At 35.3% G+C, this 14,137-nt stretch carries 11 protein-coding genes; 2 read left to right on the top strand and 9 right to left on the bottom strand.

Annotated features, from left to right (window positions below; all coding sequences use genetic code 11):
- Nucleotides 1-132: 132 nt before the first annotated feature.
- The 7 genes from leuD to J3U18_RS02125 form a co-directional block, all read right to left on the bottom strand.
- Nucleotides 133-735, bottom strand: a complete 603-nt coding sequence (leuD, locus tag J3U18_RS02155; RefSeq protein ID WP_065562279.1) for a 3-isopropylmalate dehydratase small subunit — start codon at nt 733-735, stop codon at nt 133-135.
- An 11-nt stretch (nt 736-746) separates the two neighbouring features.
- Entirely contained in the window at nt 747-2,156 is a 1,410-nt protein-coding gene (gene leuC / locus J3U18_RS02150) for a 3-isopropylmalate dehydratase large subunit (protein WP_267331197.1), read from the bottom strand.
- A gap of 64 nt (nt 2,157-2,220) precedes the next feature.
- Nucleotides 2,221-3,300, bottom strand: a complete 1,080-nt coding sequence (leuB, locus tag J3U18_RS02145; RefSeq protein ID WP_267352793.1) for a 3-isopropylmalate dehydrogenase — start codon at nt 3,298-3,300, stop codon at nt 2,221-2,223.
- A 61-nt stretch (nt 3,301-3,361) separates the two neighbouring features.
- The gene (gene leuA / locus J3U18_RS02140; RefSeq protein ID WP_267352792.1) at nt 3,362-4,909 is read right to left on the bottom strand and encodes a 2-isopropylmalate synthase; all 1,548 of its coding nucleotides are present in this window, start codon (nt 4,907-4,909) and stop codon (nt 3,362-3,364) included.
- A gap of 334 nt (nt 4,910-5,243) precedes the next feature.
- Entirely contained in the window at nt 5,244-6,551 is a 1,308-nt protein-coding gene (locus tag J3U18_RS02135) for an MFS transporter (protein WP_267352791.1), read from the bottom strand.
- Nucleotides 6,552-6,567: 16 nt separating this feature from the next.
- Complete coding sequence (locus J3U18_RS02130; protein ID WP_065734237.1) at nt 6,568-7,455, bottom strand: sugar phosphate isomerase/epimerase family protein; 888 nt, start codon at nt 7,453-7,455, stop codon at nt 6,568-6,570.
- A gap of 10 nt (nt 7,456-7,465) precedes the next feature.
- A complete protein-coding gene (locus J3U18_RS02125; protein ID WP_065734238.1) occupies nt 7,466-8,548 on the bottom strand; it encodes a Gfo/Idh/MocA family protein in 1,083 nt (360 codons plus the stop codon).
- A 456-nt stretch (nt 8,549-9,004) separates the two neighbouring features.
- Between J3U18_RS02125 and nfsB the strand changes: the two genes are divergently transcribed.
- The gene (gene nfsB, locus J3U18_RS02120; protein ID WP_065562275.1) at nt 9,005-9,649 is read left to right on the top strand and encodes an oxygen-insensitive NAD(P)H nitroreductase; all 645 of its coding nucleotides are present in this window, start codon (nt 9,005-9,007) and stop codon (nt 9,647-9,649) included.
- A gap of 53 nt (nt 9,650-9,702) precedes the next feature.
- Here nfsB and J3U18_RS02115 read toward each other — a convergent pair whose 3' ends face one another.
- A complete protein-coding gene (locus tag J3U18_RS02115; RefSeq protein ID WP_065734239.1) occupies nt 9,703-10,554 on the bottom strand; it encodes a YcxB family protein in 852 nt (283 codons plus the stop codon).
- Nucleotides 10,555-10,779: 225 nt separating this feature from the next.
- On the opposite strand from J3U18_RS02115, the gene ettA reads away from it, so the two are divergent.
- Nucleotides 10,780-12,447, top strand: coding sequence for an energy-dependent translational throttle protein EttA (gene ettA / locus J3U18_RS02110; RefSeq protein ID WP_065734240.1), 1,668 nt, complete (start codon nt 10,780-10,782; stop codon nt 12,445-12,447).
- Between the two features lie 61 nt (nt 12,448-12,508).
- On the opposite strand, the gene J3U18_RS02105 is transcribed toward ettA, so the two are convergent.
- Nucleotides 12,509-14,128, bottom strand: a complete 1,620-nt coding sequence (locus J3U18_RS02105) for a DUF2813 domain-containing protein (RefSeq protein WP_267352790.1) — start codon at nt 14,126-14,128, stop codon at nt 12,509-12,511.
- Between the last annotated feature and the right edge of the window lie 9 nt (nt 14,129-14,137).

Genomic DNA, 14,137 nt, shown 5'->3' with positions numbered 1-14,137 from the left:
TATAAAACTCAGTGATTACAAGTATAGCTTTGGTTAGTTATTTATATGAAGTGTAGTTGAAAGTTTATTTAAGAAGTAGTGTGAGATATCATCGCTTAAACAACAATAAGCGATGATATTTTCATAAAGATTTTAAGCTAAAAATGTTGGAATCTTATGTTCAAAGGCACTGATTGCATCTTCATGTTGAAGTGTTAAACCGATATTATCTAGTCCATTTAACAAACAATGGCGTTTAAAAGCATCAATTTTAAAAGGATATTGTTTATCTCCAGCAATGACAACTTCGTTAACCAAATCAATAGTAAACTCAATTCCTTCGTTGGCTTCTACAATCTTGAAAAGCTCATCAACATCTTCCTCAGGTAGATTCACTAACAATAGTTGATTATTGAACGAGTTATTATAAAAAATATCGGCAAAACTCGATCCTATAATAGTTTTAAAACCATAATCTGTTAATGCCCATGGAGCGTGTTCACGAGAAGATCCACAGCCAAAGTTTTCACGAGCTAATAAAATACTCGCACCCTTATAACGAGGTTTATTTAACACAAATTCAGGGTTTGGTTGTTTTCCGGCATCATCTAAAAATCGCCATTCATGAAATGCATGTTGTCCAAATCCTGTACGAGTAACTTTCTGTAAGAATTGTTTAGGAATAATGGCATCAGTATCCACATTTGCAGCATCTAAAGGAACGACTAATCCAGTATGTTTTGTAAATTTCGCCATGACAAGTCTCCTTAAAATGGTTTGCGAATATCAGTAAAATGACCAGTAATGGCAGCAGCAGCAGCCATTGCAGGGCTAACTAAATGTGTTCTGGCATCACGTCCTTGTCGTCCTTCGAAATTACGATTACTGGTTGATGCACAGCGATCGCCAGGAGCTAACTTATCATCATTCATCGCTAAACACATTGAACATCCTGGTAAACGCCATTCAAAACCTGCATCGATGAAAATTTTGTCTAATCCTTCAGCTTCAGCTTGTTCACGTACAGGCCCAGAACCTGGAACAACCAAAGCTTGAACGCCATCAGCTACTTTACGTCCTTTGGCGACTTCTGCAGCAGCACGAAGATCTTCGATACGAGAATTCGTGCAAGAGCCGATAAATACTTTATTGATCTTAATATCAGACATCTTAGTACCAGCAGTTAAACCCATATAAGCTAACGCACGTTCAGCAGACTGTTTTTCAATCGGATCAGAAAAATCTTGTGGATTTGGAACTTGCTTATCAATAGCAGTGACTTGACCAGGGTTAGTTCCCCAAGTTACTTGTGGAGCAATATCTTTAGCTTCCAAAGTTACAATCGTATCGAAATGTGCACCTTCATCTGTTTTTAAGGTTTTCCAATAAGCGACTGCTTGCTCAAAATCTGTCCCTTTAGGCGAAAATTGTCGACCTTTCAAATATTCAAATGTGGTTTCATCCGGTGCAACTAGTCCAGCTTTGGCACCCATTTCAATCGCCATGTTACATAATGTCATTCGACCTTCCATTGACAAAGATGTAATTGCTTCCCCGCAGAATTCAACTACATGGCCAGTACCACCAGCGCTCGTTGTTTTGCCAATGATGGCTAAAATAATATCTTTAGCAGTTATGCCACTGGCTACTTTGCCTTTTACTTCAATTTTCATGGTTTTAGCTCGACCTTGTTTTAAGGTTTGGGTAGCTAAAACATGTTCAACTTCTGATGTCCCAATACCAAAAGCTAATGCACCAAAAGCACCATGCGTTGCAGTATGTGAGTCACCACACACAATGGTCATACCAGGCAATGTCATGCCTTGTTCAGGTCCAACAACATGAACGATACCTCGTAATGGACTTTGTAAACCATATAAAGATACGCCAAATTCTTCAGCATTCTTAGCTAATTCAGTTAATTGGATTCTAGCCATCTCGCTACAAGCACTTAACTCATTGCTTTTCGTTGAAGTATTGTGATCCATCGTAGCAAATGTTTTATGTGGTTGGCGGACTTTACGATTCATCGCTCGTAAGCCATCAAAGGCTTGAGGAGAGGTTACTTCATGAACCAAATGGCGATCGATATACAAAATAGGGGTCTCATTCGGTGCTTCATAGACAACATGTGCATCATATAATTTTTGATACAATGTTTTTGGTTTTGTAGACATTGCTTATATTCCTTTAATATTCTTTAAAAGGGTTAATATGATAGCTTAACCCTTAGTCTAAAAATTAAATTAAACGACAAATGGTATCACCCATTTCATCGGTTGAAACATAACTACCACCACGAGCAAGATCGATAGTGCGGATGCCTTGTTCTAAAGCTTTATTAACTGCATTTTCAATAGCTTTGGCGATATCATCACGTTTTAAACTATAACGCACTAATAATGCTAAAGATAAAATTTGTGCCGCTGGATTAGCAATATTTTTACCAGCAATATCTGGTGCACTACCGCCAGCTGGTTCATATAATCCAAATCCATCTTCATTCAAGCTAGCAGACGGTAGCATTCCCATTGAACCGGTAATCATAGCGCACTCATCAGATAGAATATCACCAAATAAATTAGAACATAATAATACATCAAATTGAGAAGGATCTTTAACAAGTTGCATGGTTGCATTATCGATATACATATGTTCAAGTGCGACATCTGGATATTGTTTAGCAACTTCGTTTACAACTTCACGCCATAATATTGATGTTTGTAATACATTAGCTTTATCAACAGAAGTGACTTTTTTACGGCGAATTTTTGCAGCTTCAAATGCCATTTTAGCTATACGCTCAATTTCAAAACGGTGATAAACTTCAGTATCAAAAGCACGTTCTTGAGGGCCAGAACCTTCACGCCCTTTGGGTAAACCAAAATAGATACCACCAGTTAGCTCACGCATACATAAAATATCAAAACCACGCTTAGCAATATCTTCACGTAAAGGACATAATTCTTCTAAACCTTGATATAAACTAGCAGGGCGCATATTCGCAAATAATTTAAAATGTTTTCGTAATGGTAATAAAGCTCCGCGTTCAGGTTGTTGATCTGGCGGTAAGTTTGTCCATTTTGGACCACCAACTGAGCCAAACAAAATAGCATCGGCTTTTTCACAACCTTCTAGTGTTTCTTTAGGTAATGGACAACCATGAATATCAATTGCTGCACCACCGACATCATATTCACTAGTCGTAATTGCAAGGTTATATTTTTGACGAATGACTTCAAGCACTTTATAAGCCTGTTTCATCACTTCTGGACCAATACCGTCGCCAGGTAATACTGCAATATGGTAATTTTGAGACATATCTATTCCTTATAATTAATTTAAGCATTTCGTCAATAAATAACGAAATCGCATCTATTATTTAATCGTGGTGCAATTTTTGTTTTTGCTCAGCAACTTGATTAGCTCTATAAACATTATTTAAAACATTAATTAATGCTAATGCGGATGAATGAACAATATCAGTCGCAAGCCCAACACCGTGGAATTTGCGTCCTTTATATTCGGCAACGATATCAACTTGACCTAAGGCATTCTCACCTTGACCTTTAGAAGCTAATTGATATTTTACAATGGTAATTGGTTCACCGGTAATACGATTTATTGCTTGATAAACTGCATCAACTGGACCATTACCCGTTGCCGCATCTGAATATTTTTGATCGCTAATAATCAAACTTACTGACGCAGTTGAAACGACAGTAGAGCCTGATTGAACATTAAAATAATCTAAAACATAATGCTCTTGATCATCTTTAAGTTGATTAATAAATATCAAAGCTTCTAAATCATAATCAAAAACTTGGCCTTTTTTATCAGCAAGCTCTAAAAAAGCTTCATAAACTTGATCTAAATTATAATCGTTATCGTGGTAACCCAATTCTTCTAGGCGATGTTTAACAGCTGCTCGACCAGAGCGTGAAGTTAAATTTAATTGGATTTGATTTAAACCGATCGACTCTGGTGTCATGATTTCATAAGTTTCACGGTTTTTTAATACACCATCTTGATGTATTCCTGAAGAGTGGGCAAAAGCATTGCTACCAATAACCGCCTTGTTAGACGGTATTGGTGTATTAGTAATTTGGCTTACAATTTGGCTGGTACGGTAGATTTCTTGATGATTGATATTAGTGTGAACGTTTAAGATATTTTGACGAACTTTGATCGCCATAATCACTTCTTCTAAAGCAGTATTACCGGCTCGTTCACCTAAACCATTCATCGCGCCTTCAATCTGCCGAGCACCTTCCTGAATCGCGCTAATCGAGTTAGCCACCGACATGCCCAAGTCATCATGACAATGAACAGAGATAATCGCTTTATCAATGTTCGGGACACGTTCAAATAAGGTACGAATAATGCCACCAAATTGATAAGGGACAGTATAACCGACAGTATCCGGAATATTGATCGTTGTTGCCCCTGCTTGAATTGCTGCTTCAACAATCCGACATAAGTTATCAATTGGGGTACGGCCTGCATCTTCACAAGAAAACTCCACATCATCTGTATAATTACGTGCACGTTTAACACAGTGCACCGCTCGTTCAACGACATCTTCAAATGTCATTTTTAATTTATCTTTAACATGTAAGGTTGATGTTGCCATAAAGGTATGAATACGAAATTGATCGGCTACTTTTAGCGCTTCAGCGGCAACATCAATATCTTTGTCAATACAACGAGACAACGCACATACACGACTATTCTTAATGGTTTTAGCGATAGTTTGTACTGATTCAAAATCACCAGGCGATGAGATAGGAAAACCAACTTCCATCACATCAACCCGCATTCTTTCTAATGCTAAAGCTATTTGTAATTTTTCTTTAACACTTAAACTTGCTTGTAACGCTTGCTCACCATCACGTAATGTTGTGTCAAAAATAATAATCTGATCGCTCATTGTTATTTCCTTTATATTTTGGTGCTATCTCGGTATTTCAAGTTAAGAAAACAAAAAACCCGCACTTTAGCGCGGGTTCTTGTTAATCTATCGAGTTAAGTATTAAATCACTTTTACTCCACACACAAGCTATCCGCGCAAACTGATGCGAGGAGGAGGCTGAGTAGGAGGCTAGTAAATTTAATCATTAACTTCTCAATTGTTATATTATTTATAAAATATTGGTGATATTTTTATCAAATGATCATTGTTGTGTCAATGATTATTTGAATATTAATTACTCATTACAATAAATATCAGCAACAAATATCACCATAATAAAATTAAATTATCGTTAGATTCCTTCAGGAATTTCTATTGTTTCTAATTTTTTAATAATGAAAATGTGTGCAAGAGTCCCAATTAAAGAAACAGCAGAGATATAACACATTGCATAAGCAAAACTATTAGTGTATTCGAGAATTAACCCCATGATAATTGGAGTAATTATACCCGCACAGTTACCAGCAATATTGAAAAATCCTCCAACTGTACCCATTACTTTTGCTGGTACAATATCACTTAGTAAAACCCAACCGATATTTGCAAAAGCATTTGCAAAAAAAGCAAATGATAATAAACCAATGGCAATAGCTGGATAATCTTCAAAAAAGTTAGCTAAACACATAACCCCAGCAAAGCCTAACCCTAAGATTGATGGTAATTTTCGTGAAAAAGTTCTACTTTTGCCTTTTTTTATTAATGCATCACTTACAAATCCACTGCATAATAATCCAACCATCGCCATAATATAAGGGAACATTGCCCCAATACCAGCTTTAGATATAGATAAATGTAACCCTTTTTCTAAGTAAACAATAAACCAAGTAAGAAAGAAATAAAGGGTTGAATTTAAGGCAAATTGAGCGATACATAAGCCTAAAAAATTACGTTGCTTTAACACATAACTAATTTCTTTCCATTCAACTTTTTCTTGGCGTTTTTGGGCTTGTCCTAGACCACCTCCTTGTTTTATATAATCAATTTCAAGTTGATTAGTATTTTTACTATCTAGAGGATCACGATAACGGATTAACCAATAAATACCGAAGATGATACCTACAATACCACAAACGTAAAATGACATTTCCCAACCATAATTAGCCACAACGAAAGCTAAAATTGGTGTCAATCCCGCAAGGCCAATGTATTGCGCACAAGCATAAAGTGCAGTAGCACTAGCTCTTTCTTGGGTAGGAAACCAAGTTGATATTATTTTAGTATTAGCTGGAAAAGATGGCGCTTCAGCTACACCTATTAACGCTCTGCATAACAGTAAAAAAATGAATGATGCTGTTGCTGTGGTAAATAAATGATTTGAAGCAATTCCCATAAGTAGAGTGAATATACTCCATAAAACAATTGCACATCCGTATAATTTTCGTACTCCAATGCGATCAAGTATATAGCCAACTGGTATTTGACTTAAAACATATGCCCAAGTAAACATTGAAAAAAGAAGACCAAGTTGTGTTGGAGTTAATGAAAAATCAGCTTGAATACTTGTGCCGGCTACAGATAAATTTGCTCTATCCATATAATTGATTGCTGTTACAATAAAAAGTAACACCAATACAAAATATCGAGATTTTGTTGCTTTCATGTTATTTCCTTGTTAGTTATACATAACGTCCATTAGTTAAACAGTTACAATCACTCATGATTTTATGAGTTGTTTGATATGCTTGGGAGATTATCCATTCAGGCGTCTTTTCCCAATATTCAGGCCGAAATGTTTCAATCGAAACCATTCCTGTGTATCCCATATCTTTTAATGTGATTAGAAAATTATTTAAATCGAGTACTCCTTTATCGCAAAAACGACGTAATGCTTGAGATAACTGTTCTTCAGGTGCGTCGTCACCATTATTTATATGCACAGCAAAAATTTTATTAACAGGAATTTGTTTTATTATTGAAAAGTCGTTCAAACGGTTGTATAGATAAAGATTAAAAGAATCAATAACTAACCCAACATTATCTTTATCTACTGCTTTTACTATTTGCCAGGCTTGTTCAACAGTTCTAACAGAGCTGCGATTAAAACCAACCAATTCAAAGCAAAGTTTAATGCCATAGGGCTTAGCTAAATTTGATAAGTGGGATAGGATTCGTACTGAATTTTTATAATTATCTTCCCATGAACCAATAAATGGCCCGCCATCGGGATTTCTTTGTAATGGGGGAACAATAATAAAATATTCAGATCCAATTATTTGCGCTATTTCGCATCCCCAGATAAATTCTGCTACTAAATCTTGCTCCTGTTGGCTTTGAGAACCATCAAATAATGTTGAAAATGTATAAAGTGCATTTAATGCATGAGGTTTTAAGTTATTTTTTTCAAAAAATTGCTTTAATTCATTTATATCATGATCTTTTAGATATTCATGAAGCATATCTAACCTTAGTTCGATAAAATCAAAGCCATTTTTTTCACACAAGACTAAATCTTTATCTACACTAGAGCACTTCATTGCATTTGATTGATTGTATCCAATTTTCACGATAGCACTCCTAATCTAAAGGAAACTTCACAACTTTATTGCTTTGTGTACTTCGATAAATTGCTTCAATCAACTCAACAGTTTTTAAACCAGCAAGCCCATCAATTAAAGGAGGTGTATCGTTTATTATTGAATTGAGAAAATCTTCAATTTGAAGTTGATGATAATAGTACATGGAATCAACACTATTAAAAAAATCACAATCTTCTTTTTTCCATGTTTGTAACAGATCTTCCTCACCTTGAATTGTCCATAAATCATTATATGGGGGCTCAGTAATTGAAGATACACCAGCAATAAACATTGCACCTCCATCAGTTTGTACGCCAATAGAAGCCCCATTTTCACCATGGATATGTACTTTTCCATATAGCGCAGGATTTTGAGAATTACTTACTAACACATTACCTATACCACCATTCTTGAATTTTATAATTGCAACGGCGGTATCTTCGACTTCGATATAAGGATGATTTAAGTTACTCCATAATCCATAAACCTCTTCTACTTCACCCATGTACCATAAAAGTAAATCCAGTTGATGAGGAGCTTGATTGACTAAAACACCTCCACCTTCACCTTTCCATGTTCCTCTCCAAGGATCACTTTCGTAGTAAGCTTTATCACGCCAACCTAACATTGTTACTGTTCCGATGATTGGTTTTCCGATTTTTCCTTCATCAATTGCTTTTTTTATTCTTAAACATGGTCTATAAAAACGACGTTGACATACGGTTCCGACTTTAGCTTTTCCGTTTTTGGCAGCAGATAATATTGCATGAGAATCGGCCAAATTTGATGCTAAAGGTTTTTCGACAAGAATATGGCATCCTAAACTTGTTGCAGTTATGGCGACCGATGCATGGATAGGGTGAGGAGTACAAATACTCAACATCTCAATCCCTTCATTTAAAATCATTTGCTCAACATTATCATAGGCTTTAACACCATACTGTTTAGCAAATTCTTGAGCTCGTGATAAGTTCTGATCACAAACAGCAATAAAATTAGATTGTTTTAAATTCATTAATGCTTTTGCGTGAAAATGTCCTACTTTTCCACAACCAACAATAGCTGTTTTTAAATTTTCCATTCAATAAAATCCTCCAATGTTACTGGTAACTTATTGATTCAAAAAAAATGAATCAATTTTTTTCAATTATAAGATTAATCGAATAATAAATTATTTGATACCGGTCACATTTTTGGAAAAATTATTTTCTATTTATCAAATTAAGGATTAACTCGGCATAACCAACGGATTATATTTTTTTGAAAGTAAATCAATTTCTATATCCATCACTGATTATTAATGGTTCATCAAACATGAACGCCAAGAAATAAATTGAAAAATAGTTTAATAGTATGCAAAATGGTAGGAGTTTAAGGGCATAAGCGATAAGGTGCCTGATAAGTACTTTTCAATAGATTCAAAATAATCATTTCAAAAATAAGAATGTTCATTATTTATGTATCATTTTTTGCTCTAAAAAATAGTTTTACACAAGTAACGCTATTTCAGAATTAATTATCAATTATTGGAGCCATTATGAATATTGTCGAAATTTCACAAAAACGTTATACCACCAAACATTATGACAAAACGAAAAAGATTCCCCAAGATAAGATTGAGCAGTTATTAACTGTTTTAAGAAACAGTCCGTCATCGGTCAACTCTCAACCGTGGCATTTTTATGTTATTGATAATGAAGCGGCCAAAAATAAAATTTTGCCGGCAATAGCTGATTTTAATCAACCACGTGTCACCGGCTCATCACATACTATTGTTTTTTGTATTAAAACTCCGTTGGATGAAGCCCATTTAGTTAATCTCCTTAATCAAGAAGAGAAAGACGGCCGTTTGCCTTCGGCGGAATTAAAGGCGTCTCAAGATCAGGGACGACGTTATTTTGTAAATTTAAATAGCAAAACACCTGAATCACAACAGTGCTGGGAAGGTAAACAAGCCTATATTGCATTAGGGCAATTGCTTTTTGCTGCTGCAGCAATTGGTGTTGATTCTACCGCAATAGAGGGTTACGATTCTGCTAAAATGGATGAAATTTTAGATCTTAAAAGCAAAGGATTGAAAAGCATTGTGGTTGCAACGTTAGGTTATCGTGCTCAAGATGATGGTAATGCGCATCGTCCAAAATCACGTCTGCCGAAAGATCAAATCTTCACCTTTTTATAATCTGATTAACATCCCACCTCGTATTAGGTGGGATGAGTAAAAAAGGTATGTTTTTATTTCACTGAATAATTTTTATAGTGTTTCAGTTTCTCTTCCAGCGCTTGTTGTTGTTCTAAACTAAACTCGTTATAAAAAAAGTAATACCCCGAACTCTCTTGTATGAAAAACACATAACCTTTTGATGTTTTATCTATTTTATGAAATTCAGCATAGTTAATATTAAAAGATCCAACTGTTTTTTTGTAATTGAATGTTAGATGATCATCATAAAAAATACAGGTCATACTGCCAAAGCGTTCATTCAATGTTAAAACCTGCTTTTTTGATTGTTTTTTAAAATTAGCCAAAAATAAGGTAAGTAATAAAATAGGCAGTATGAAAATTAGTACTGATAAAGTAGGATTTTTTGGAAATAGCAACAAACTCAAAAATAAAAGGATAGTAGATAAAATAAACATCCTTTTTCTTGAATTTCGAAATTGATAACAAATAAAAGCATATACTTTTTGATAGTCAAATTGATAATTTACCGTTGCTATTTCGGGTTGTTGGTTTTTGTTTAAATAAGGAGCCAGATAATCTTTTAGCAGCAGTAACTCATCCGGTTGAAAAAGATCATAACGAACAAATTCAAAAATAATCTTATTACTAAAAAAAAATAATCCAGTTGTGGTTTCTTTTATTTGATACAAATCAGAGTAATAGAAAGTACTGACTTCGTTTTTATCTCTATTTAGCTGTACTATTTTTTCATTATCGAAGGTGAAGGTAAAATTACGCATATTATCAGCAATCGAATCATCTAATTGTTCTGCAAAATCATTATCTAAACAATCTAGCAGTGCGTAATAAGTATCGACTAAATATTGTCGATCAATGTGGCAATTAACGGTGATATTACTCATCCTTGCTCCTAAAATGGTCTTTATCACTAATACTGTCAATTTAATTGATTATATATAAAACTGAGTAAATTGTATGTAAAAAACAAAACCGACAGTGAATAAATCTAATCAATTCGACAAATAACCCTAGACCCCATTGACAGAATCGTTACAATATACGGCATGACTTTTATAGCAAGTAAAATTAACTTGGCTATGATTAATTTAACAAACGGATGATGTTTTATGGCGCAATATGTTTATACCATGAATCGTGTTGGGAAGATTGTTCCTCCTAAACGTTATATTTTAAAAGATATCTCATTAAGTTTTTTCCCCGGTGCCAAAATTGGTGTTCTTGGCTTAAATGGGGCAGGTAAATCGACATTACTACGAATTATGGCAGGAGTGGATACCGAAATTGAAGGTGAAGCTCGTCCACAGCCGGACATAAAAATAGGTTATTTACCGCAAGAACCTAAACTTGATCCTAAACAAACTGTACGTGAAGCAATTGAACAAGCCGTTGGTGATGCCAAAAAAGCATTGGCTCGTTTAGATGAAGTTTATGCGGCTTATGCTGATCCAGATGCTGATTTTGACAAATTAGCCAAAGAACAAGCCGAACTTGAAGCCATTATACAATCGCAAGATGCGCATAATCTGGATAATCAATTAGAACGAGCTGCTGATGCACTACGCTTGCCTGATTGGGATGCAAAAATCGAAAATTTATCCGGTGGTGAGCGTCGTCGTGTGGCGATTTGTCAGTTATTGTTGGAAAAACCAGACATGTTATTAATTGACGAACCGACTAACCATTTAGATGCTGAATCTGTCGCATGGTTAGAACGCTTTTTACATGACTATGAAGGCACGGTGGTCGCTGTAACCCATGACCGTTATTTCTTAGACAATGTTGCTGGTTGGATTTTAGAGCTAGACCGTGGTGAAGGTATTCCATGGGAAGGTAATTATTCATCTTGGCTTGAACAGAAAGATCAGCGATTAGCGCAAGAAGCGGCAACCGAATCAGCTCGCCGTAAATCGATTGAAAAAGAGCTTGAATGGGTGCGTCAAAATCCAAAAGGTCGCCAAGCAAAAAGCAAGGCTCGTTTAGCGCGTTTTGAAGAATTAAATAACAATGATTACCAAAAACGTAATGAAACTAACGAACTCTTTATTCCGCCTGGGCAACGTTTAGGTGATAAAGTCATTGAAGTCGCTAATTTAACTAAATCATATGGCGATCGAGTATTAATCGATAATCTCTCATTTAGTATTCCTAAAGGGGCGATTGTTGGAATCATTGGTCCAAATGGAGCGGGTAAATCGACGCTATTTAGAATGCTATCGGGTAAAGAACAACCAGATTCAGGAACTATCACATTAGGTGATACCGTACAACTTGCCTCTGTCGATCAATTCCGTGACAGTATGGATGATAATAAGACTGTTTGGGATGAAATTTCAAATGGACAAGACATCATGCGTATTGGTAACTTCGAAATCCCAAGCCGTGCTTATGTTGGTCGCTTTAATTTTAAAGGTGTGGATCAACAAAAACGAGTTGGTGAATTGTCTGGTGGTGAACGTGGTCGGGTGCATTTAGCTAAATTACTTCAAGTTGGTGGTAATGTACTATTACTCGATGAGCCAACCAATGACCTTGATGTTGAAACACTGCGAGCGCTTGAAAATGCGTTATTAGAGTTTCCGGGCTGTGCATTAGTCATTTCGCATGACCGTTGGTTCTTAGACCGCATTGCAACTCATATTCTCGATTACCAAGACGAAGGGCATGTTGAGTTCTTTGAAGGTAACTTTACCGAATATGAAGAGTGGAAAAAACGGACTTTAGGCGCGGAGGCACTTGAACCTAAACGAGCCAAATATAAACGAATTACAAAATAACTTCATAAATTATTCCGCCGAAAGTTATCGGCGGATTTATCAATCTCTAATCAATAAAAATTTAAAGCAAGGATTTAGATGTCTTAACCAACTTAGCAAAAGTATCGGTTAATAATCTTGGAATTGCTGTAATACCTCGAGCTTTAGCATCATCACACACTGCAATAGCCAAATCTGGTTTTGAACTTTTATGGATCGCCTTTTGAATAATTTTGGGTACCGACATATCAATATGAGCAACGGTATTATAAGCAGCTAATTTATAGACATGACTAAAGCCATGTTTGAATAAAAAGTTTTCAATATCACGCGCGGGTAATACAGTAATATAATCGTTTAGATTTTCACCTGGAGCACATTGTGATTGCACGGTTTCGGCATATTTTTTACCTGCCATATCACCATCAGTAATCACGTACCAACGAATGCCCATTTTATTTGCATAATGGATTAATGGTTTTAAACCACATTGCGCAAATTCTAACAATTGAATTCCTTCCGAACTTAAGTGATAACCACTTTGTTCTGCGAGCTCTCTTAATAACCACACTTCAGTTTCACCCTCAACCAGTAACCAACAACGGGCAAATAGGGCTGTAGGGCGTCGATAAAGGACATGGAACAAAATGCGTCGACTATCGGCAACACTCAATGAATGAGGTGAAATGTACTTAGTGACAATTTGATCTGGAAGTCGGATTAATCGATAAATACTCTCCAAAGGAAATAACGACACCAAATCACTTGAATTAGAGGTAATAATTTTTTGAGCCGGTAAATTTTTCAATAATCGAAAGCCAACCGATAAAATAATTGGATGTAGCTGACTTTCTGGCTCTTCCAAAATTAAAATAGGCACTGAGCTGTGTGATAGTGGATTATCACCCTTAGCATTAACAATAGAACCAAATATACCTAAAAGGGCAGTACGTAAATAATCATTATCCAAATCATCCAAAATATTATTGATGCGCTCGAGAGAATTCCAATCTTCTATTTTTGGACTATTTTTTTGCGCCATTTTTTTATAATTAGAACGTTGTTGATAATCAACAAAATAGTATTCTAATAATGAACGAGCAGCTTGTAATCCTCGATTAAGTTCAGCTTGGCTCAATTGCTCTGAGTGGGCTTTTAACTGTTCGGAAAGCTGGTCAATAAAGTGTTGTGATAAAGGTTGATTAGTAACAGGTAAATCTTTAGCATTAATCGAATTTTTAAGCGGCATCACTGGATTCAAATTAATTAAAATAGCAATTAATAACTTAGAATCATCTAATTTTAACAACTGTCCGTGCTCATTTAACAAATGATGCTCAGTGATAATACTATCACCACTTTTTTGAGCACTCATTTGGTAAGTAATTCGATATAAATTATCTAACTGCGAGCTATAGCTAACGGCTTGCAAAGGTTGATAAGCTTGTTCATTTAATTGATTTGGATAGGATTCACAATAGACAACATTTATTGAGATATGATTACCATCATTATCATAATAGAAATCTGAATCGACAAACTGATAAAACTTATTATCTAGAGTTAGCAACTTTAACGCACTAAGTAAACTTGATTTCCCCCATTGATTTTCACCAATTAGAACGCTGGATTTAGCGTTAAGTTTTAACGAAAGTTGCTTAATTCCTCTAAACCCTTTGATATCAATTTGTTCAATAAACATGACATATCC

The organism is Gilliamella sp. B3482, assembly GCF_026536805.1.
In the GTDB taxonomy this organism is placed as follows: domain Bacteria; phylum Pseudomonadota; class Gammaproteobacteria; order Enterobacterales; family Orbaceae; genus Gilliamella; species Gilliamella apicola_E.
Note: the sequence above shows the minus strand (reverse complement) of the source record. Positions and strands in the feature narration are given on the sequence as shown.

Coding starts and splice junctions, on each gene's coding strand:
- leuD (WP_065562279.1), bottom strand. CDS start 735: ATGGCGAAATTTACAAAACATACTGGATTAGTCGTTCCTTTAGATGCT.
- leuC (WP_267331197.1), bottom strand. CDS start 2,156: ATGTCTACAAAACCAAAAACATTGTATCAAAAATTATATGATGCACAT.
- leuB (WP_267352793.1), bottom strand. CDS start 3,300: ATGTCTCAAAATTACCATATTGCAGTATTACCTGGCGACGGTATTGGT.
- leuA (WP_267352792.1), bottom strand. CDS start 4,909: ATGAGCGATCAGATTATTATTTTTGACACAACATTACGTGATGGTGAG.
- J3U18_RS02135 (WP_267352791.1), bottom strand. CDS start 6,551: ATGAAAGCAACAAAATCTCGATATTTTGTATTGGTGTTACTTTTTATT.
- J3U18_RS02125 (WP_065734238.1), bottom strand. CDS start 8,548: ATGGAAAATTTAAAAACAGCTATTGTTGGTTGTGGAAAAGTAGGACAT.
- nfsB (WP_065562275.1), top strand. CDS start 9,005: ATGAATATTGTCGAAATTTCACAAAAACGTTATACCACCAAACATTAT.
- J3U18_RS02115 (WP_065734239.1), bottom strand. CDS start 10,554: ATGAGTAATATCACCGTTAATTGCCACATTGATCGACAATATTTAGTC.
- ettA (WP_065734240.1), top strand. CDS start 10,780: ATGGCGCAATATGTTTATACCATGAATCGTGTTGGGAAGATTGTTCCT.
- J3U18_RS02105 (WP_267352790.1), bottom strand. CDS start 14,128: ATGTTTATTGAACAAATTGATATCAAAGGGTTTAGAGGAATTAAGCAA.